This is a genomic window from Streptococcus sp. 27098_8_82, from assembly GCF_041431615.1.
Lineage (GTDB): Bacteria > Bacillota > Bacilli > Lactobacillales > Streptococcaceae > Streptococcus > Streptococcus sanguinis_K.
Genome location: NZ_JAPVYB010000001.1, coordinates 425,722 through 447,018 on the forward strand (window position 1 = coordinate 425,722; position 21,297 = coordinate 447,018).

At 45.0% G+C, this 21,297-nt stretch carries 14 protein-coding genes; 11 read left to right on the forward strand and 3 right to left on the reverse strand.

The genetic code is table 11. From position 1 onward, the window contains the following. Window positions 1–9: 9 nt before the first annotated feature. From asnS to O3627_RS02155, 4 genes are all read left to right on the forward strand, one after another. Window positions 10–1,356, forward strand: coding sequence for an asparagine--tRNA ligase (asnS, locus tag O3627_RS02140; protein ID WP_125382385.1), 1,347 nt, complete (start codon window positions 10–12; stop codon window positions 1,354–1,356). 156 nt (window positions 1,357–1,512) lie between these two features. After that, the gene (locus tag O3627_RS02145) at window positions 1,513–2,700 is read left to right on the forward strand and encodes an MFS transporter (RefSeq protein ID WP_125382383.1); all 1,188 of its coding nucleotides are present in this window, start codon (window positions 1,513–1,515) and stop codon (window positions 2,698–2,700) included. 96 nt (window positions 2,701–2,796) lie between these two features. Further along, window positions 2,797–4,539: an ABC transporter ATP-binding protein gene (locus O3627_RS02150; protein ID WP_125382381.1), complete on the forward strand. Its 1,743-nt coding sequence runs from the start codon at window positions 2,797–2,799 to the stop codon at window positions 4,537–4,539. Continuing rightward, window positions 4,529–6,265: an ABC transporter ATP-binding protein gene (locus O3627_RS02155; RefSeq protein WP_343091791.1), complete on the forward strand. Its 1,737-nt coding sequence runs from the start codon at window positions 4,529–4,531 to the stop codon at window positions 6,263–6,265. Before O3627_RS02150 ends, O3627_RS02155 begins: the two co-directional genes overlap by 11 nt. Before the next feature lie 75 nt (window positions 6,266–6,340). Here the strand turns inward: O3627_RS02155 and O3627_RS02160 are convergent, their stop codons facing one another. After that, window positions 6,341–7,867: an ATP-binding cassette domain-containing protein gene (locus tag O3627_RS02160; RefSeq protein ID WP_125382378.1), complete on the reverse strand. Its 1,527-nt coding sequence runs from the start codon at window positions 7,865–7,867 to the stop codon at window positions 6,341–6,343. A 618-nt stretch (window positions 7,868–8,485) separates the two neighbouring features. On the opposite strand from O3627_RS02160, the gene O3627_RS02165 reads away from it, so the two are divergent. From O3627_RS02165 to O3627_RS02190, 6 genes are all read left to right on the forward strand, one after another. Beyond that, entirely contained in the window at window positions 8,486–8,677 is a 192-nt protein-coding gene (locus tag O3627_RS02165) for a hypothetical protein (RefSeq protein WP_002895243.1), read from the forward strand. 113 nt (window positions 8,678–8,790) lie between these two features. Next, a complete protein-coding gene (locus tag O3627_RS02170; protein WP_343091790.1) occupies window positions 8,791–10,572 on the forward strand; it encodes a serine hydrolase domain-containing protein in 1,782 nt (593 codons plus the stop codon). Between the two features lie 225 nt (window positions 10,573–10,797). Next, window positions 10,798–11,610: a CPBP family intramembrane glutamic endopeptidase gene (locus tag O3627_RS02175; RefSeq protein ID WP_343091789.1), complete on the forward strand. Its 813-nt coding sequence runs from the start codon at window positions 10,798–10,800 to the stop codon at window positions 11,608–11,610. Window positions 11,611–11,712: 102 nt separating this feature from the next. Then, on the forward strand, window positions 11,713–13,494 hold the full coding sequence (locus O3627_RS02180) for a serine hydrolase domain-containing protein (protein ID WP_343091788.1): 1,782 nt from the start codon (window positions 11,713–11,715) through the stop codon (window positions 13,492–13,494). A 45-nt stretch (window positions 13,495–13,539) separates the two neighbouring features. Then, window positions 13,540–15,336, forward strand: coding sequence for a serine hydrolase (locus tag O3627_RS02185; RefSeq protein ID WP_125382373.1), 1,797 nt, complete (start codon window positions 13,540–13,542; stop codon window positions 15,334–15,336). A 64-nt stretch (window positions 15,337–15,400) separates the two neighbouring features. Further along, a complete protein-coding gene (locus O3627_RS02190) occupies window positions 15,401–17,179 on the forward strand; it encodes a serine hydrolase (protein WP_125382372.1) in 1,779 nt (592 codons plus the stop codon). Between the two features lie 57 nt (window positions 17,180–17,236). On the opposite strand, the gene O3627_RS02195 is transcribed toward O3627_RS02190, so the two are convergent. Both O3627_RS02195 and O3627_RS02200 read right to left on the reverse strand, forming a co-directional pair. Continuing rightward, window positions 17,237–17,977 (reverse strand): amino acid ABC transporter ATP-binding protein, encoded by a 741-nt coding sequence (locus O3627_RS02195; protein WP_002895249.1) that lies wholly within the window; start codon window positions 17,975–17,977, stop codon window positions 17,237–17,239. After that, window positions 17,977–20,145, reverse strand: coding sequence for an ABC transporter substrate-binding protein/permease (locus O3627_RS02200; RefSeq protein ID WP_125382370.1), 2,169 nt, complete (start codon window positions 20,143–20,145; stop codon window positions 17,977–17,979). The genes O3627_RS02195 and O3627_RS02200 overlap by 1 nt, the downstream gene beginning before the upstream one ends. A gap of 195 nt (window positions 20,146–20,340) precedes the next feature. Between O3627_RS02200 and O3627_RS02205 the strand changes: the two genes are divergently transcribed. After that, the gene (locus O3627_RS02205; RefSeq protein ID WP_125382369.1) at window positions 20,341–21,276 is read left to right on the forward strand and encodes a CPBP family intramembrane glutamic endopeptidase; all 936 of its coding nucleotides are present in this window, start codon (window positions 20,341–20,343) and stop codon (window positions 21,274–21,276) included. Window positions 21,277–21,297: the final 21 nt, after the last annotated feature.

A 21,297-nucleotide genomic window follows, 5' to 3' on the forward strand; every position in this document is an offset into this window, starting at 1 on the left:
AGAAAAAACGTGTCAAAGAAAATCGTAACAATTATTGATGTGAAAAATTATGTTGGTCAAGAAGTGACCATTGGTGCTTGGGTTGCCAACAAGTCAGGTAAGGGTAAGATTGCTTTCTTGCAGCTGCGCGATGGTTCTGCCTTTTTCCAAGGGGTGGCCTTCAAGCCTAACTTCATTGAGAAATTTGGCGAAGAAGAAGGATTGGCGAAGTTTGATACGATTAAAAAGCTTAGCCAAGAAACTTCTGTCTATGTGACAGGGATTGTCAAGGAAGACGAGCGCTCAAAATTTGGCTACGAGCTGGACATTACAGATATCGAAATCATTGGCGAGTCAAATGACTATCCAATCACGCCAAAAGAACATGGAACGGATTTCCTCATGGATAACCGTCACTTGTGGCTGCGTTCTCGTAAGCAAGTGGCAATGATGCAAATCCGCAATGCCATTATCTATGCTACCTATGAATTCTTTGATAAGAATGGCTTTATGAAGTTTGACAGCCCAATCTTGTCAGGAAATGCAGCAGAAGACTCAACTGAGCTCTTTGAAACAGACTACTTTGGAACTCCAGCATACTTGAGTCAGTCAGGTCAGCTTTATCTGGAAGCAGGTGCCATGGCTCTTGGTCGTGTCTTTGACTTCGGTCCTGTATTCCGTGCCGAAAAATCAAAAACCCGTCGTCATTTGACTGAGTTCTGGATGATGGATGCAGAGTATTCATACTTGACGCATGATGAGTCACTTGACTTGCAAGAAGCTTACGTTAAAGCTTTGATTCAAGGTGTTCTTGATCGTGCTCCTCAAGCTTTGGAAACCTTGGAACGTGATACCGAACTTTTGAAACGCTATATTGCGGAGCCTTTCAAGCGTGTCAGCTATGATGAAGCGATTGATCTCTTGCAAGCTCATGAAAATGATGAGGATGCAGATTATGAGCATCTTGAACATGGAGATGACTTTGGTTCACCGCATGAAACATGGATTTCAAACCACTTTGGTGTACCAACCTTTGTCGTGAACTACCCAGCAGCCATCAAGGCTTTCTATATGAAGCCAGTTCCTGGAAATCCAGACCGTGTCCTTTGTGCAGACTTGCTAGCTCCAGAAGGCTACGGTGAAATCATTGGTGGTTCTATGCGTGAAGAAGATTACGATGCTCTCGTTGCTAAGATGAATGACCTTGGTATGGATACGACAGAATATGAATTCTACCTTGATCTTCGTAAGTATGGAACAGTTCCGCACGGTGGCTTCGGTATCGGTATCGAGCGTATGGTAACCTTTGTGGCAGGGACCAAGCATATCCGTGAAGCTATCCCATTCCCACGTATGCTGCATCGTATTAAACCATAAAACGAATCAAACGCCCATGGGGCGTTTTTTCAACATCGAACTATGAATAATCCAAAATATAGAATTTTAGAGAAAGAAGAGGTGGAGATCATGTAAACAGCGGATTAACAAGTGACAAAGGATAGAAATTAGAAAACACTTGTTAAAGGAGAAAGTATGTTTAAAAGAAGTTATCGGAAAAATATCGGCCTGATGGCTGGAGTTGAATTTTTTGCCTTTCTAGGCATTACTAGTTTTTGGATTTTATTTCTAAGTCAAAACGGCATGTCCCTTTGGCAGATTGGGCTTTTGGAAAGTATTTTTCATGCGACTAGTGTCATCTGTGAAATTCCTTCTGGGATGTTGGCGGATCGCTTTTCCTACAAGACCAATCTTTATCTGAGCCGGATAGCTGGGATTGTGTCTTCTGTTCTCATGTTGGCGGGGCAGGGGAACTTTTGGGTTTATGCACTGGCTATGGTGATTAGTGCTTGGTCCTATAATTTTGATTCGGGGACAAGTGCGGCCATGGTTTATGATTCTTCTGTGGAGGCCGGACTCAAGGAACGTTACTTATCCATCTCCAGTTTTATGTCTGGAGTGGCTGAAGCGACCCGGTCTTTGGGAACGGTCTGGGCTGGATTTTTTGTCCATGGACAATTGCATCTGACCTACTATATCATGATTGGCACCTCTATCATCGTTCTTTTCTTGACCTGGATGTTGAAGGAGCCAAGTGTTAAAGCAGAGAAAGCAGAACGTCTGACCATGAAAAAGATTATCTGGGCTGTCAAAGAGGAGTTGCATAGGAATCCCAGTCTTTTTATCTGGATGATTTTGTCTCAAATCATCTGCACCTTGATGTGTATGTTTTATTTTTATTATCAGAATCAATTGCCTGACTTAAAAGATTGGCAGATTTCGGTAGTCATGCTGATTGGCAGTGCTTTGAATATCTTAGCAGTCTATCTGGCGAGTGTGATTGGAAAGAAGTATTCTGCCCTAAAACTCTTTCCTTCAGTGGTTCTTCTTACTGGAGCAAGCTACCTGCTGTCCTATTTTGGAACGCCAATCATCTATATTTTGATTTATCTAATCAGCAACGCCTTGTATGCACTCTTTCAGCCGATTTTTGACAACGATTTGCAAAAGCAGCTGCCAAGTGAAGTGCGGGCGACCATGCTCAGTGTCTACTCTATGATGTTCAGCCTGAGTATGATTGTCATTTTCCCTGTGACAGGCTGGTTGATTGATTACTTTGGCTTTGACTGGACTTTTATAGCTTTGGGTAGCTTCTTATTTGCTGTAACTCCATTTTTGCCTTTAGGATTAAAGAAAATAAGTCAGAACTTACAAGATGTCTAATATCAATGTTCTCTTTCTGCTGGTCAGAAGGAGAATATTTTTTAGCCTTTGAAAATTATGGTAAAATAAATACAGTTTAATGGAGAAGTAGGTTGTATGAAAGATTTATTGAAATATTTCAAGGGCTATATCAGGGAGTCTTTGCTGGGGCCCTTGTTCAAGCTTTTGGAAGCCAGTTTTGAACTGCTGGTTCCGATTTTGATTGCGGGGATTGTGGACGAGACCATTCCTAGACACGACAGCTCCCATCTCTACTGGATGGTTTTTCTTTTGATGGGCTTGGCTGCTCTGGGCGTGGTGGTAGCAGTTGTGGCCCAGTATTATTCGTCAAAGGCGGCAGTGGGCTTTACTCGTCAGATGACAAGTGACCTCTATCAAAAAATCCTGCGTTTGCCCAAGGCTAGTCGGGATGAGTTGACAACTTCTAGCTTGGTGACTCGGCTGACGAGCGACACCTATCAGATTCAGACGGGCATCAATCAATTTCTTCGTCTCTTTCTGCGGGCGCCCATCATCGTTTTTGGATCTATTATTATGGCCTTTACTATCAGTCCGGTCATTACCTTGTGGTTCTTGCTCATGGTAGCAATTTTAACGGCTATTATCGTTTTCATGTCTCGTCTTATGAATCCTCTCTATGCCAAGATTCGTCAGCTGACTGACCAGCTAGTCAATCTGACGCGTGAGCAGCTGCAGGGCATGCGGGTTATAAGAGCTTTCGGTCAGACCCAGCGTGAGGTTCAGACCTTTCGCAATCGCAACGAGCTCTATAAAACCTGGCAAATCAGGACGGGGGCTTTGGCTAGTCTGATTAGTCCTCTGACCTTTCTTACGGTGAATGGTACCCTAATTGCTGTGATTTGGCAGGGGAATACCTTTATTGGCAAGGGTTTACTGACCCAAGGGATGCTAGTGGCCTTGGTCAATTATTTATTGCAGATTTTGGTGGAATTGCTCAAGCTGGCGATGCTGGTCAACTCACTCAATCAAAGCTATATCAGTGCAGGTCGTATCAGTCAGGTCTTCGAGCAAGCGGAAGAAGATGTCTTGCAGGAATTAGTGCAGGAAACAGCTCTGCCGAATCAAGCTATTAAGGTCCAGCAGGTTAGTTTTTCTTATCCAAATGCAGCTAGTCCAGCCTTGACTGGTCTGACTTTTGATTTGAAAAGTGGTCAGACTTTGGGGGTTATTGGTGGGACAGGTTCAGGTAAGTCTACTCTGGTTCAGCTGCTGGCTCATCTTTATCCTGTGGCTGCTGGTCAGTTGACCATCTTTTCCCAAGGACGCAGTCCTAAAAATCTCAGAGAATGGCGGTCTTGGATTAGTCTGGTGCCTCAGAAGGCGGAGCTTTTCCAAGGAACCGTCCGATCCAATCTGACTTTAGGATTGTCAGCTAAGCCAACAGACGCAGACTTGTGGCAGGCTTTAGAGATTGCTCAGGCGGCGGACTTTGTCTCTCAGAAGGACGGGGGCTTGGATGCGACTGTAGAGGCCTTTGGCCGGAATTTTTCTGGCGGTCAGCGTCAGCGTTTAACCATTGCCAGAGCTGTCTTGCGGAGGGCGCCTTTCTTGGTTTTAGATGATGCAACCTCTGCTCTGGACTATCTGACAGAGGCTAGACTCTTGCAGGCTATTAAGAATGAATTGACAGAGACCAGTCTGGTCTTGATCTCTCAGCGAACCAATAGCTTGCGCTCAGCGGATCAAATTTTAGTCCTAGATAAGGGAGAACAGGTGGCCCTTGGCCGCCATGATGAACTCCTGGTCAGCTCTGCCATTTACCGAGAAATCCATAACTCACAGCATAGTCAAGGAGAGGAGGGCAAGCATGAAGCATAAGACATCACCTAGCAGCTTGAGGCGTTTAACTCGAGACTTGCTGCAGGCGCGCTGGCTCTTTCTCCTAGCTAGTCTGGGAACGGTGGCTCAAGTGGCTCTGACTGTTCTTCTCCCAGTTTTAATCGGGAATGCGGTTGATAGCGTTCTTCTGCCTCAAGCGGATCAACATTTGATGCCGATTTTGGGCCAGATGTTGTTGGTCATCTTAGCCAATACGCTGATTCAGTGGCTCAATCCCTTGCTCTATAATCAGCTGGTTTATCGCTATAGCCAGCAACTCCGACAGGGTGTTATCAAGAAAGTTCATTATCTGCTTTTGGCTTATCTGGATCGACAGGGAACCGGAGACTTGGTTAGTCGGGTGACGACGGACTTGGAGCAGCTTAGCAATGGCTTGCTTATGGTTTTTAATCAGTTTTTTGTGGGTTTGCTGACCATCTTAGTCACTATCATTAGCATGGCCAGATTGGACTTTTTCCTCCTGCTTTTGGTTCTGCTTTTGACGCCCCTTTCTCTTTTCTTAGCGCGCTTTATAGCCAAAAAGAGTTTTAGCTTTTTCCAACGGCAGACGCAGGCGAGGGGAGCGCAGACCCAGCTGATTGAGGAAAGTCTGACCCAGGAAAGTCTAATCCAGGCATTTAATGCTCAGGAGCAGTTTGATACAGCTTTTACTCGAAGTAATCAAACTTATTCAGACTATTCTCAGGCGGCTATTTTCTATTCTTCGACGGTTAATCCTTCGACTCGTTTTATCAATGCCCTGATCTATGCTTTGATTGTAGGCTTTGGGGCTGTCCGAATCATTCAGGGAACAGGCTTTACGGTTGGGCAGCTGGTAACTTTTCTCAACTACGTCAACCAGTACACCAAGCCTTTCAATGATATATCGTCAGTCATGTCGGAATTGCAGAGCGCTTTAGCTTGTGCGGAGAGGATTTACAGCGTTTTGGACCAAGAAGAAATAGCAGAGTCTGGTCAGGAAATCCTCCAGTCGAAAGATGTCAAAGGACAGATTAGCTTTGAGCATGTGGCTTTTGGCTATGAGCCTGGAAAAGAGCTGATTCAGGATTTGAATATAAGGATTCCAGCAGCTAGCAAGGTCGCAATTGTCGGGCCAACTGGTGCTGGCAAGTCTACCTTGATCAATCTCCTCATGCGTTTTTACAATGTTGATAGGGGGCTTATTTCGTTAGACGGTATTCCCATCAGTCATTATACTAGAGCCTCATATCGTCAGCAGTTCGGTATGGTACTACAGGAGACTTGGCTTAAGACGGCGACCATTCACGACAACATAGCTTTTGGCCGGCCAGACGCCAACCGAGAAGAGGTCATTGCAGCTGCCAAGGCGGCCAATGCGCATTTCTTTATCCAGCAGCTGCCTCAGGGGTATGATACCTACCTGGCGGATGCTGGGGACTCCCTTTCTCAAGGTCAGCGTCAGCTATTAACTATCGCGCGCATCTTCCTTTCCATTCCTAAAATCCTAATCTTGGATGAGGCGACTTCCTCCATCGATACCCGGACAGAAGTCTTGATTCAGGAGGCTTTCAGCAAGCTCATGGTGGGACGGACTAGCTTTATCATCGCCCACCGCCTGTCCACTATTCAAAATGCTGACATCATCCTCGTCATGGTAGATGGTGATATCGTCGAACACGGCAATCATCAGGAACTCATGGCAGCCAGAGGTGTGTATTACCAAATGCAGACGGCGCAGGAGTAGAAGGGGAGCTTTATTAAAGTTCACAGATTGATGCTAAACAGAATTAAAAGAGTTGGAATTTCCAACTCTTTTTGCTTATAATTCAACTTCTTCAAACCCTGTCTCCGTCAGTTTATAAATCTTCTGGCAGACTTCTTTGAGAAAGATTCGGTCGTGGGAGACAGCTATGATGGCGCCAGGATAGGTCGCCAAAAGCTGGCGAATCTGGGGCTGAGAGGTGGGAGAGAAGTTGCGAGTTGGCTCGTCCAGAAGGAGGACATTGGGACGGTCTAGGACTAGTTTGAGCAGTAGTAGCTTGGCTTTTTGACCGCCGGAAAGCTGCCCAATCGGGTGACGGGCCTCGTCGCGCGTGAACTGGAGACTGGCTAGATGCGTCAGGATTTTTTCCTCATGGGATTTGTCGCCGGAGGGAGCTAGAAAGTCCAAGGGGCTGCTCTCATCAGCCAGCAAGTCACCATAATGCTGGGGCATGTAGCCTACTCGCATGTCTGTCCGCTCACGCAGGATCTTCCATATTTCCTTAAGCAGAGTAGACTTGCCTACACCATTAGCACCAATCAGCCCGATTTTTTCCTGGCCGCAGACTTCCAGAGTCAGGTTCTTCGCCAGTTGTCGTTCGTTTGTTTCCAGTTTCATTCCTTCTAATTTGAGGATTCTTTTGGTCAATGGCAGAGCTTCTATGTCTGAGAAGTAAAGGCTGATGACATCTTCCTGTGTCGGGATTTCGGTCATTTCAGCACCTGACTTTTCAAATCGTTTGCCCTGTGAGAGAACATTTTTCATTTTTTTAGCCACCAGTCGACCTGCAGTAGCATCATGGGTGTTTCGTAAAGTATGCTCCACACTCTGCTTAACCCGTCGGTGTTTTTCCATGGTCTTGGCGTGTTCTTCTCGCTCTTTTCGTGCTAGTTGTCCCTGTTTTTCAAAGGATTCCTGACGCTGATGGCGGTAATTTTCATAGCCCAGACTCTTGACGCTGGTTCTAGCCTCCTGCTTCTTTTTGATTCGCTCCAGATGAACAATCTTGGTCGCAGCTTGAGCGAGAAAGTGCTCGTCGTGAGAGACGAAAAGGACCGTTCTCTGGCTGTGGATGATAAAACTTTCCAGCCAAGTCAGAGTTTCAAGATCGAGGTCATTAGAGGGCTCATCAAGAAAGAGAATGTCCCAATCACTGGCTAGTTTCTTGATGAGCTGAACTTTAAGTTTTTCTCCTCCAGATAGGCTAGAGAGTTGCTGCTGACTGGCAAAACGCTGGCAGTCAAAGTTGAGCTCCCCAGCATAGCGGTAGAGCTTAGCATAGTCCAGCTCGGTCTCAAAATCTGCAAAGAAATAATCATTGAGCGTCAGTTGGGCATCTTCTGAAGGCAACTGCTGGGGCAGGTAGACAGCAGTAGTATAGGACTTATCAATCTGTCCGCTGTAGCTGACATAGGAGCTGACCAGTCGCTCGTCTAGCAAGAGCTTGAGCAGGGTGGACTTGCCATTGCCCTCCTCACCGATAATAGCGACCTTGTCTCCTTGATTGACAGTCAGTGACAAATCTTTGACTAACTCTTTCAGGTCTTTTAGGTGGGTGATTGTTAGATTTTTTATTTGAAGCATAGATGTCTCCTTCGTTTTATAACACAAAATACAGCCCTGCTTTATTTAGCAGAGCTGTTTTTAATTGCACAAAGCAGACACAGGAGTGTCTAAGTAGGATTATTCGTTCATAGGCTTCCAGCTTACACTGTCATAGGAGCGACAGGATTAATCTAAAGATAAGCAAATAAAAGCTAGAAAGTACAAAAAAATGAACATCCCGCGGATATGCAGAAACATGACAAAATCTACTAAATAAAGTTTCCTTTAAAAAATAGACTTAATTTTTCATGTCTCCGTGTACCTCCGAAATAGTTCTGCTTTAAGTCTAACAGAAGAAAGTAAATTCGTCAAGCGCTTTCAAATAAATAAAAATTTTTAAAAGATTTTTGGAGCAAATTTTTATAAACTCTCTAAGAATATGGATTTCAAGGCTTTTAAGCTGATTTTGATATATAATTTTTTAATTATATAAAAATTTGACATATACTAGAAAATTATATATAATCGTCTTGTATATAAAATTTATATATATAAAATGATTATACAAATAGGCCTAAAATTTGTAAAAGATAAGAAGAGCTGGAATGGGATAGATTTCAGTCGTCATTTTAAATTGTATATAAGGAGTAAGAAATCATGCCAAAAACGTTATTTCTCTGGCTTTTGACAGTCCTAAGCTTAGGGCTAGTAAAAACGCCTCAAGCTAAGACGATGGAGCAATCTTTGAAGTCTAACACGGCGGCCATTGAGATTAGCCAAAAGATTCAGGACCATGTCAAGAAAGATGATGCGACAAGGGTGGCTGTAGAAGCAGTGACTTTTGATTAGATGATGCAAATCATTGCTTAAGAAAGGAGAAAGATATGCTAAGAATTTTTATCCGAATGGTATACAGAAGTATCGCCTATGCGATTGTTGAAGCTAAATAGAAAGGAAATATCATGAAAAAATCATTTATTCTAACACTTTTAACGATTATAACTCTAGGACTCTTCCGACCAATTACAGCCTTGGCTGAGGAGCAGAAGTTACCGTCTGGCACGGAGCGCAGCCAAATTGGTCAGAAAATCCAAGACTTTGTCAAGGAACATGAAAAGACAACAGCCGGTATGGCAACAACCGTTTTTGACAAGGACGGGACTATTTACCAAGGCAGTTTTGGATATATGAACAAGGAAAAAGGCATTAAAGCCGATGACAACAGCGTCTTTGAATGGGGGTCAGTAGGGAAACTAGCTATCTGGGTCTCCGTCATGCAGCTCTGGGAAGAGGGCAAGATTGACCTTGACGAAGACATTCGCACCTATCTGCCAGAGGGATTTATGAAGACTTTGCGCTACGACAAGCCAGTCACTATGACAGACCTCATGAACCATCAGGCCGGCTTTGGCGAGTCTACCCACGCCTACAAGGAAGATAAGGGCTTGTCTATTGAGGAGATTCTGGCAGTTAATCAGCCAGAACAGTCTTACGAACCAGGCACCATGACAGCCTACTCGAACTTTTCAGCTAGTCTGGCAGCCTATATCGTTGAGAGAATCTCCGGTCAGGACTTCTCGGCCTATGTCCATGAGCATATCTTTCAACCACTAGGGATGAAAGACACTGCTCTATCAGCCGACTTTAAGGAAAATCCAAAGATTTACCAGAAGCGGATGGAGCAGATCTCTTATCGGGCGGACGGGACATCTATGGGAACTAGCTATTTTCATTTAGGACTTTACCCGGCAGGGAATGCCGTCTCTACTCTGGCTGACTTCCAGAAGTTTGCCCAAGCGCTTTTGAAGAAAGAAAAGCTCTTCAAGAACGCTGAGACTTGGACAACCCTTTACACAGCAACATCGAATTATCCGGGAACGGATATGTCGCTCAATATGCACGGTTTTTGGACACGGGAGTACGGCACGACGCTTGTTGGCCATGGAGGAAACTCAACTGGCTACTCATCTTATATTCTGCTGGACTTGAAAAATGGTATAGGTATGACCATTATGACGAATCAAGATCATGAGTTGGTTTATAACTATGAAATGCCAGCCTTGGTTTTTGGACCTAAGAAAAAGACGGGCTCAGCCACCTTTGACAAATTCCAGTCTGGTAATTACCGATCTGCTCGCTACTTTGCCAGTGGCCCTATGTCTATCTCCAGAACCTTGCTTTACACTCAGTTTGTCGAGAAATCTAAGGACAATCCGCTTTTGACCCAGAATTTTTCTGTAGTCAGCGGTAGTGGAGACGAGACTAAGGTAACAGCTTCCTATGGCGATAACTTCAGAGTCAAGGATAGCGAGTTCTTTACAGACTGGGCTCTGCTTATTTCAGCGGCAGTCGGAATTGTTTTCAGTATTATTCTCTTTTTGGCACGGGGCGGACTGGATCTCTTCCGCTTGGTCTTCAAAAAAGGCCAATCTAAAACACCAAAACCTCTTCGTATCTGGACTTACCTAACTTCTTTAGCTGGAGTAGGTGTGGCTATAAATTTCCTCCTCCTCTTCAACACATTTGCTACCAGCGATCTGACCTTTTTAGCTAGCTGGCGCTACATTGTCTTTGCCGGTCTGGGATTGATTCTGGCTGGCTGTGCAGTCTTCCCACTTCTGACCAAAGCAAGAAAAGGACTGAGCAAGAGCCGACTCTACCTGACGGTCATGACTAGTCTATCTGCGTTGGCAATCGTGGTTAATATCCTCTACTGGTCGCTCTATCAGTGGTGGGCATTGTGATTATTTTCCCGCTTTCTTTTTGGGAATGGACTAGCTCATGAGGTAAATCGTTTGATTAATTCTTTTTACAATTTTAAGGTTAGTGATTTTTCAACAGGAGCTGAAGTACAATAGCTGTCTTTTATACAGAGCGCGGCTAAATGAGGCAAAAAAATCAAGGACTTTATCAGACTACAAAAAGCAAGCAGATAAAACCAAACCATTTCATTTAAAGGAGAAAATCAGATGACCAATGAAACAAGAAGCAAACCACAACCAAAACTAGTCTGGCCTTTCCTAGCCTGGAACTTCGGATGGACTTGGGGATTTATGTTGCTAGCGATCATTCTCAAAAATCTCTGGCCAGAAAATCCACCTATACTCTATCTGGCTCTGGAAGGCCTCCTAACGAGTCTCAGTATGTTCGGACCGGTGATAGCAAGCCTAATAGTGCTGAAAATAAAAGGCTTCAAAGCCATTTGTTCCTTTATCTTCTCAAGCAAGAAAGGAACTTGGCTCTATCTCCTACTCTTCAGTGGAAGTCTGGCAGTGACTTTTGCATTAGCTTCCGGAGGCAAGCTGGTAGACGGAGCTCTGCTTTCATTTATTGGATCCTTTATCTACCTTATGACCTTGGCTGGTGGCATGGAAGAGCCTGGCTGGCGAGGCTTTCTGCAGCCGGCTTTGGAAAAGAAGTTCTCTATGCTTATCGCCTCCTCGATAACTGGACTAGCTTGGGCTTGCTGGCATATTCCTCTCTGGTTTTATGACCGCTTTTATGATCGAAGTCAGAATCCCTTTCTAGTCTATATCATTGTAACTATAGTCCAGTCCATCTGGTTTGCTGCACTGCATAAGAAGACGAAATCTGTCCTTGCCTGTATGGTTTTCCATGCCCTACTAGATATTCTGATAGAAACCTTTGTCGGCATCAACCTAGCTGATAAGTTTGATTTCTCTCAGGTTAACTCCCTCATTTACCTTGGCGGCTTGGGTATTCTGACCCTTTACAGTATTTATCTCTGGTATCGGGCGGATAAAGAAGAGAAAAACGCATGACTAAAAAATATGAATAAGCTGATTCTAAAATTAAAAGGAGACTGTACAAATTATCTGAACTTAGCTCATGTGAATCTTTGAGTTGAACAGAAAGGAAATGCTATGAAAAAAACATTTATTCTGACACTTTTAACGATTATAACTCTAGGAATTTTCCGGCCGAGCGCTGCTTTAGCTGACTCGCAGAAGCTGCCGTCTGGTACGGACCGCGACAAAATCGGTCAAAAAATCGAAAGTTTTGTCAAGGAACATGAAAAGACAACGGCCGGCATGGCAACAGCAGTCTTTGATAAAAACGGAACCATCTACAAGGGAAATTTTGGCTATGTGGATAAGGAAAACAAAGTCAAAGTTGACGATGACAGTGTTTTTGAATGGGCTTCAATCACTAAACTGACGGTCTGGGTATCGGTCATGCAGCTCTGGGAAGAGGGCAAAATCGACCTGGAAGCAGACATCAAAACTTATCTGCCAGAAGGTTTTCTCCGCAATCTTCGCTATGATAAGCCTATCACCATGCTGGATCTGATGAACCATCAGGCTGGCTTTGATGAAATGCCACTCTATAAAAAGGGAGACAAGAGCGACTTGGAAGAGCAGTTCCGTGATTACCAGCCTATTCAGTCCTTTGAGCCGGGTACGACGACATCATACTCTAACTTCAGCACGGCTTTGGCATCTTATATCGTGGAGCGGATATCTGGGCAGAAGTATGCAGACTATGTCCATGAGCATGTTTTTGAGCCGCTGGACATGGATCGGACTGCTATCTTGCCTGACTTATCGGACAATGCCTATGTACAGGAGAAGCGCAAGGAGGACAAGGGCTATGATGACCAAGGTAAGCTCTTGGGAGATACACCATTTAAGCTCTGGATGTACCCAGTCGGAGGGGCTGTGGGGACTCTAGGAGACCTGCAGAAATTCGCCCAAGCCTTGCTGGAACGTAAGACGCTCTTTCATCGTCCAGAAACTTGGACCGAGCTTTACTCAACAACCTCTACCCACCCTGGTACGGATATTGTTCGTAATGCTCATGGCTTTTGGGCCAGTCACTACGGTGTTACCTTGCTGGGACACAGTGGTAATGCTGATGGCTTTTCTAGCTATCTTTACTTGGATCTGAAAAATGGCATCGGCCAAGTCATCTTAACCAATCAACTGTATGAACAAGTTTACAATGTTCAAATGCCGGAACTGATATTTGGCAAGATGCAGACTGTCAGCGAAGCTACTAAAAAGCAATTCAAGCCTGGCTCTTACCACTATCTGAGAAGCTATAATAGGGGGCCACTGTCCTTCATGCTCATGATCCCTGGGGCCATCCAAAAGATCAACAAAGTATCAGATCAGCCAGATCTGCTGAGCACTTTCTGGACCATAGACAGAAGTCAAGGTGCTGACCGCCTCGAATTCGGTGTCCTTAATGCAGAAAGGATTTCCGATTCAGTTCTCTTTAGACATTATCTAGTCTTATTTCTCGGAGCTCTGGCACTCGTGTTTGCTCTGGGAAATGTCTTGATTAGTTTTCTGATTGGCAGTTTCCGTCTCATCCTGCGTAAAGCAAAAAGCTCGGCTCCTCGCTCTTGGAAGGTCTGGAATTGCCTGGCCTCTCTAGGAATGCTGCTGTTTGCTGGCAATCTCATTCTGCTTTTACTGGCTGCCATGAATCAGGACTACTCAATTGTTCAATCTTGGCGCTATATGGTCTTTGCAGGACTGGGCCTATTCTTAGCAGGATGTGCGGTTTATCCGCTCTTTAGAAAGACTCGAAAGGGGCTCGGAAAAGGTCGCCTCTTCCTGACAGTTCTGACCAGCTTATCCGCCCTCGCTATCGTAGCCAATATTCTCTACTGGTCGCTTTACCAGTGGTGGGCGATGTGATAAGTTGCCTGTCTTCCTTTGGGAAGGCGGGCTTTGTCTACATAAATCTGCAAAGGAGAATCGCATGAAAAAACATTTATTTTCACACTTCTAACTATTTTAACATTGGGACTTTTTCGCCCAGCCAATGCGCTAGCTGAAGAGCAGAAGTTGCCGTCTGGTACAGAGCGCAGCCAAATCGGTCAAAAAATCGAAAGTTTTGTCAAGGAACATGAAAAGACAACAGCCGGCATGGCAACAGCTGTCTTTGACAAGGATGGCACTATCTATCAAGGAAACTTTGGCTATATGGATAAGGAAAAGGGAATCAAAGCCGATGATGACAGCGTTTTTGAATGGTGCTCCGTGACTAAGCTGACCGTCTGGGTCTCTGTCATGCAGCTCTGGGAGCAAGGTAAGATTAACCTAGAAGAAGATATTCGCACCTATCTGCCAAAAGGCTTTCTTAGAAATCTCCGCTATGACAAGCCCATTACTATGCTAGATTTGATGAACCATCAGTCTGGATTTGACGAAGCTACCTTGTACATGCGAAGCGATAAAAGTATCGAAGAAATCCTTAAAGAACAACAACCTATCCAGTCCTTTGAACCCGGTACAGTCACAGCTTATTCAAATTACGGTACTGGCTTGGCTGCATTGATTGTCGAGCGGATCTCCGGTCAGAAGTTTGTTGATTATGCCCATGAGCATATTTTCCAACCGCTGGGCATGGACAAGACAGCTATTTTACCAGATTTATCAGACAATTCCTACGTCCAGAAAAAACGTCAAGCAGCCAAAGGATATGACATCCAAGGAAAAGTTCTGAGCAAGGATAGTTACATCGTTGGCCTCTATCCTATCGGTGCGGCTACCGGTACCTTGAAAGACTTACAGAAGTTCGCCCAAGCCCTGCTGGCTCGCAAGACGCTCTTTGAGCGTCCAGAGACTTGGAGTACCTTCTACAGCCCAAGCCTGACCTATCCTGGAACAGATACTGCCCGTAACGCTCATGGCTTTTGGGCTAACGAATATGGCACTACAGTGCTAGGACACGGTGGTAATACACTTGGCTTTAGCTCACGGATGATATTGGACTTGGAGCATGGTATCGGCTATGTCGTCATGACTAATCAGAGTACAGAGCAAAATTATAATTTCCAAATGCCAGAGCTCGTCTTTGGGCCACGTAAAACGGCCAGCAAGGAAACCCAAGAGCAGTTCAGTCCAGGCTATTACCGCACTCTACGCAACTTTAATCAAGGACCGCTGGCTATCTTTAAAATAGTTTCAGGCTTTGCAAATAATTGGCAAAAACCATCTGAAGATCAACGATTGTTAAATAACTTCTGGACCATTTATCAGAGCAAAGGCAAGCCCCATATTGCATTAGGTGTCGCAGACTATGAGAAAATCTCTGACTTTGATTTCTATAAAGACTTTATTGTTCTTGGCTCTGGTGGACTTGGTATCATCTATGCCCTCGGTCTACTCCTCATTAGTCTGATTCTAGGAGCCTATCGACTCATCTTCCGTAAAAAACAAGAACAGCCAGACCACGTGTGGAAAGTCTGGAACATTCTAACAGCTGTTGGGGTTTTGGTTTTTCCGATTAATCTCTTTCTAATGTTCGTGGCGCAAGCTTCAGGAGATTTTAGCGAGATTGCTCAGTGGCGCTATATGGTCTTTGCAGGTCTGGGCCTATTCTTAGCAGGCTGTGCGGTTTATCCGCTCTTTAGCAAAGTGCGAAAAGGCCTCGGAAAAGGTCGCCTCTTCCTGACAGTTCTGACTAGTCTATCTGCACTCGCCATAGTAGCTAACATCCTTTACTGGTCTCTTTACCAGTGGTGGGTGATGTGATAAGTTGCCTGTCTTCCTTTGGGAAGGCGGGCTTTGCTTGCATAATTCTGCAAAGGAGTCTCTCATGAAAAAAATATTTATTTTCACACTGCTAACTATTTTGACATTGGGGCTTTTTCGCCCAGTCACTGCGCTAGCTGAAGAGCAGAAGTTGCCGTCTGGTACAGACCGAGACAAAATTGGCCAGAAGATTCAAGACTATGTCAAAGAGCACGAAAAGACAACAGCCGGCATGGCGACAGCTGTCTTTGACAAAGACGGCACTATCTATCAAGGAAACTTCGGCTATATGGATAAGGAAAAGGGAATCAAAGCCGATGATGACAGCGTTTTTGAATGGGGCTCCGTGACTAAGCTGACTGTCTGGGTCTCTGTTATGCAGCTCTGGGAGCAAGGTAAGATTGACTTAGAAGAAGATATTCGCACCTATCTGCCAGAAGGCTTTCTTAGAAATCTCCGCTATAACAAGCCCATTACTATGCTAGATTTGATGAACCATCAGTCAGGTTTTGATGAAGCCCCTCTCTATATGCAAGGGGGCAAGAGTTTAGAGGATTTGCTGCTCCAATATCAGCCCGCTCAGTCCTTTGAGCCGGGAACAACGACAGCTTATTCCAACTACAGTACGGGGTTAGCAGCCTATATTGTGGAGCGAATTTCTGGGCAATTCTTTGTTGATTATGTTCATGAGCATATCTTCCAGCCTCTGGACATGGAGAGAACGGCTATAGCTCAAGACTTGTCTGACAATGCTTATGTCCAAGCCAAGCGCAAGGAAGTAAAAGGATATGCGACAGATGGCAGCCTGTTAGGCGATGCACTTTATGAAGTCGGACTGTATCCTATTGGTCGGGCAACAGGAACATTGAGTGATTTTCAAAAATTTGCTCAGGCCCTGCTAAGTCGTAAAAGTCTCTTTACTCGGTCGGAGACTTGGACGACTCTTTATTCAACGACAGCAACCTATCCTAATACAGACATCGTTCGTAATGCTCATGGCTTCTGGGCCAGTAAATTTGGCGTTACAGTGCTAGGGCACGGAGGAAATACAAATGGTTTTTCCAGCTATCTCCTGCTGGATCTGAAGGATGGTATCGGCCAGGTGATCATGACCAATCAAGGCGTGGAAGAAATTTATAATGATGGCATGCCAGAATTGATTTTCGGAAAACGTCCGACAGCCAGTGCAGAGACTCAGAAAAAGTTCGAACCTGGCTACTATCAAATCCTTCGGAATTTTAACCAAGGTCCGCTTTCTTTGTATCAGCTCTTTCCAGGTAATTTGCTTCATATGAAGAAGCCGTCTTCGGAGCGAATGGATCGTTCGTTTTGGACTATTTATAAAAGTGGAAATGGCAAAACGCGAATCGCTACTATGGTCAGTGATTTTGAGAAAGTCCCTGACTGGGAAATCTGGACTAAGTTTGGGTTGAACGCTCTGGCTTGTCTTAGTGTCGTTTATGCTTTGGGTAATCTACTTGTTCGGCTTGTGCTAGTCCTTTATCGACTGGTCTTTGGCAAGGTGAAAAGCAAGCAAAATCGAGCTTGGAAATGGTGGCACATCTTGACAGCTGCAGGAGTAGTGGTCTCAGCTGGAAATTTACTCTTGCTCCTGCTTAGTTCAAGCACTACGGATCTCAGTATCATCGCTCAGTGGCGTTATATGGTCTTTGCTGGTTTGGGATTGTTCTTAGCAGGATGTGCGGTTTATCCGCTCTTTAGCAAGGCTCGAAAAGGTCTCGGGAAAGGCCGCCTCTTCCTGACGATTCTGACTAGCCTATCTGCGTTGGCTATTGTCGCCAATATTCTCTATTGGTCACTTTACCAATGGTGGGTGATGTAGTTTAAAAATTTTGAAACAAGAAAAGAGCCGGCATATAAGCTGGCTCTTCGTTTGGTTTTATACATTCAGTACCTTGTCCAAGAAGTCTTTAAGACGTGGATGCTGCGGATTGTCAAAGATTTGGTCAGGCTTGCCGTCTTCTAGGAATTCACCATCAGCGGTAAAGATAACGCGGTTGGCTACCTGACGGGCAAAGCCCATCTCATGGGTCACAATCAGCATGGTCATACCTTGCTGGGCCAGATCCTTCATAACGTTTAGAACGTCGCCGACCATTTCAGGGTCAAGGGCAGAAGTAGGCTCGTCAAAGAGCATGATATCTGGATTCATAGCCAGACCGCGAGCAATAGCTACCCGCTGCTTTTGACCGCCGGACAGGCTGTCTGGACTAGCATCTGCCTTATCAGCTAAGCCGACCTTTTCCAAAAGCTCCATACCCAGCTTATTTGCTTCGTCTTGGGTCAAGCGTTTGTGCTCAACAGGAGCAAAGGTGATATTTTCCAGAACAGTCATGTGTGGGAAGAGGTTGAAGTGCTGGAAGACCATACCGATATTTTCACGGACCAGATCCACATCAGTTTTTTTGTCCGTCAGATCAAAGCCGTCAACCGTGATAGTCCCGCTGGTCACTTCCTCTAGCAGGTTGAGACTGCGCAGGAAGGTTGACTTACCAGATCCAGAAGGACCGATGATGCAGACCACATCTCCCTCGTAGAATTTAGCAGTAATCCCCTTTAGGACTTCGTTTTCCCCGTAGTATTTATGAAGATCGTTCACATCGATTTTTAATTTTGCCATTACTTAATCCTCTTTTCTAAGCGTTTTGCCAAGCGGGTCAAGAGCGTGATAATGATGAGATAGAGCACGGCTAGGATAGCATACATCCGGAAACTCTGATAGTTGCGGGCGATGATGTCCTTACCCGTTTTGAAGAGCTCGGCCAGTCCAATAGCTGAGACAATCGTTGTATCCTTGAGTGCGATGACAAACTGATTGACAAAGTTTGGCAGCATAATCTTGGTTGCCTGTGGCAGGATAATCTTCCGCATGGTCTTGGAGTAGGAAATCCCCAAGCTGCGGCTGGCTTCCATCTGTCCAACGGGAACGGCCTGGATACCCCCGCGGACAATTTCAGCGATATAGGCGCCGGCATTGAGAGAGAGGGCGATGGTGCCTGCAACGAAAGCGTTGATTGGGCTTTGTTGACCAGTCATGGATTCGATTAGGTTAGGAATACCCCAGAAGATAAAGGCTGCCACAATCATCAGTGGAATACCACGAATGACATCGACAAAGATTTCTGCAATCCAGCGCAGCGGTTTATAAGGGCTGACGCTGAACATACCAAAGATAATCCCGATGACCATAGCAATCGCAAATGAAATCAGAGCCAAGGCAATCGTCACTCCCAGACCTTTAAGAAGTTCTTGGTAATTATTTTGCAGCAAGCCCCAAATAGTGGACTCATCTACAGTTGATTCCTTTTCCTCACTAGCCAGATACTTGTCTAAAATCTCTTGGTATTTGCCACTTTCTTTGAGGTTGGCCAGCCCATTGTTAAACATCTCAATCAGCTCGGGATTGCTGCCTTTTTTGACTGCGAAAGCGACTTTACCGCTTGGTGTACCTTCAATAGGTGTTTTAAGTTTCTTGCCTTGTTTGATGGCGTATTTGACAACGGGCTCATCATCCATCACAGCTGCGACAGAGCCAGTATTGAGACTGTCATACATAGAAGCTGCATCTGAGAAAGTCTTGATAGAGTAGCCGTACTTGCTCTTGTTTTCCTCAAGGAAAGTCTGAGAAGCGGTACCAGTTTTGACACCGACGGTTTTGCCCTTGAGTTCCTCGTAGGACTTGATATTGCTGCTGTCCTTGACTGCCAAGATAGAGTTGGCTGTGTAGTAAGGATCGGAATAGTCAAAAGTTTTCTTGCGGGCATCTGTGACAGACATGCCGGCGATGATTCCGTCAGCCTGACCAGTCTGAACGCTATTGATAGCTGCATCAAAGCCAGGATTGGTTACTTCCACAGTAAAGCCTTGGTCTTTGGCAATAGCCTTAATCAGCTCCATGTCAATCCCAGTGTATTGGTTGCTGTCATCTTGGAAGACAAAAGGAGCAAAAGATGAGTCGCTGGCAATGATGTATTTGTCTTTTGTCGAAGTAGCTTTTTGACCGGCAGGAGTAGAAGTCTCTGGAACAGCTGAGTCAGAGCTGCCCTTAGAAGAAGTCCATTTATTAATGATTTCATCCAGACTGCCGTCTTCCTTCATCTGCGCTAAAGCTTCGTTAAACTCAGTAACTAAGTGCTCATGTTTGCTGCCTTTTTTGACACCGAAAGCAAAGCTACCAACAGCCTCGCCCTTCATAGAAATTTTCAGGTTTTGGCCTTGATTGATGGCGTACTCAATGACAGGCTGATCGTCCATCACTGCATCAACATCACCAGCAGAAAGGCTATTATACATCAAGTCACCCGTGTCAAAGGTTTTGAGAGTGTAGCCGTACTTATCCTTGTTTTTCTCAAGGAAGCGCTGGGCAGCCGTTCCGGTTTTGACACCGACTTTCTTTCCTTTCAGCTGTTCATATTTGCTGATGGTGTTTGCCTTGGTCGTCGCGATAACGACCTTAGTGTCGTAGTAAGTATCAGACATGGTAAAGACTTTTTCACGCTCGCTTGTCTTGGTCATACCAGCCATGATGGCATCCGCCTGGCCAGCTTGGACGGCATTGACAGCTGCATCGAAGCCTGGGAAGCTCATGTCAATGTCCCAGCCTTTGATTTCTGCGACCTTGTTGATGATATCAACGTCAATCCCCTTGTAAGTCTGATCAGAATCTTTAAATTCAAATGGTGCGTAAGCAGTATCGGATACGATTTTGACCGTATCTGCCTGGGCTGTCGCCCCTAACGCAAAAAATGGAAATAATGTTAGCAAGATTGCTAAAAATTTTTTCTTCATTTTCTTCCTCCTTTTTAGCATTCTAGCATTATAGCAAAAAAACACTGATTAGGCAAATTTCTCCTGTGTTTATGTTAGGTTTTCTGACATAAAAACTCTCTATATTCTGTAAGTTGAACCGCAGCTTTTCTTTGTTCTTAGAGCAAAGTCTGCTATACTGGAAATGAATGAAAGCAAGATTAGAATGAGGTTCTTATGAAAAAATCACGTATCTTGGACGGAGTCAATCAAGCTCGCTTTGTTCCGCCTTATATTTTGTCTCTTTTACTGGCAGTTGTTTTCGTGCAAGGGGGTCAGCAGTTAGCTTATTGGGCTTTGGAGCCGATTTCGGCTGTGCTTAGTCTTATGCTAGGTTTCTTGGGGCAAGGTGGATTCTTTGAAATCTTTTTCAATTTTGCCCTGCCTTTTCTCTTATTCGGCTTTGTATTTATGATACTGGCTCTATTTCTCTGGGTACGCTGGGCTGAAGGACGTCCGCTCGCGACTCTGGGCTTTGTCAAAAAAGGAAGTTTAGTAGAGCTAGTCAAAGGATTGGCAGTAGGTTTTCTCCTCTTTAGTCTAGTCGCTCTGCTTATGCTGTTGAGCGGAGCTGGCTCTTTTGAATGGGGACAGCTGACACTGGAACCTTTCCTCTATATCCTGATCTTGCTTCCGCTCTGGATGGTTCAGGGCGGAGCAGAAGAGCTAGTGACAAGGGCTTGGCTGCTGCCAGTTGCTGTCAAAAAGACCAACCTCCCCATCGGTTTGCTGACTTCAAGCCTGCTCTTTGCCCTCTTGCACCTAGGCAATCCAGATATTGGTATTCTTTCCATTCTTAACATTGCCTTATTCGGGCTCTTTGCAAGTCTCTATCTGCTCCGGACGGACAATGTCTGGGGGATTATAGGACTTCATACTGCTTGGAACTTTACCCAAGGAAATATCTATGGTTTCAGCGTTAGTGGTACTGGCGTTGACGCGGCAGTCCTGAACTTTATCCCTAAGTCGGAATGGAGCTGGCTGACTGGTGGAGCTTTCGGCGCTGAAGCTTCTATTTTCAGCTCGCTCATTCTCTTGCTGGCCGTTTTTTACTTGCTTTTCAATATGAAAAAAGATGGCAGTTTGACAGGGTTAGTAGGGAAGACACAATAACTGTGCGAACGGTTCTCTTTT

What these genes read in the sequence shown, in the direction of transcription:
- O3627_RS02180 (WP_343091788.1), top strand. Translation starts at nt 11,713, where the DNA reads ATGAAAAAAACATTTATTCTGACACTTTTAACGATTATAACTCTAGGA.
- O3627_RS02175 (WP_343091789.1), top strand. Translation starts at nt 10,798, where the DNA reads ATGACCAATGAAACAAGAAGCAAACCACAACCAAAACTAGTCTGGCCT.
- O3627_RS02155 (WP_343091791.1), top strand. Translation starts at nt 4,529, where the DNA reads ATGAAGCATAAGACATCACCTAGCAGCTTGAGGCGTTTAACTCGAGAC.
- O3627_RS02190 (WP_125382372.1), top strand. Translation starts at nt 15,401, where the DNA reads ATGAAAAAAATATTTATTTTCACACTGCTAACTATTTTGACATTGGGG.
- O3627_RS02205 (WP_125382369.1), top strand. Translation starts at nt 20,341, where the DNA reads ATGAAAAAATCACGTATCTTGGACGGAGTCAATCAAGCTCGCTTTGTT.
- O3627_RS02195 (WP_002895249.1), bottom strand. Translation starts at nt 17,977, where the DNA reads ATGGCAAAATTAAAAATCGATGTGAACGATCTTCATAAATACTACGGG.
- O3627_RS02165 (WP_002895243.1), top strand. Translation starts at nt 8,486, where the DNA reads ATGCCAAAAACGTTATTTCTCTGGCTTTTGACAGTCCTAAGCTTAGGG.
- O3627_RS02160 (WP_125382378.1), bottom strand. Translation starts at nt 7,867, where the DNA reads ATGCTTCAAATAAAAAATCTAACAATCACCCACCTAAAAGACCTGAAA.
- O3627_RS02150 (WP_125382381.1), top strand. Translation starts at nt 2,797, where the DNA reads ATGAAAGATTTATTGAAATATTTCAAGGGCTATATCAGGGAGTCTTTG.
- O3627_RS02170 (WP_343091790.1), top strand. Translation starts at nt 8,791, where the DNA reads ATGAAAAAATCATTTATTCTAACACTTTTAACGATTATAACTCTAGGA.
- O3627_RS02145 (WP_125382383.1), top strand. Translation starts at nt 1,513, where the DNA reads ATGTTTAAAAGAAGTTATCGGAAAAATATCGGCCTGATGGCTGGAGTT.
- O3627_RS02200 (WP_125382370.1), bottom strand. Translation starts at nt 20,145, where the DNA reads ATGAAGAAAAAATTTTTAGCAATCTTGCTAACATTATTTCCATTTTTT.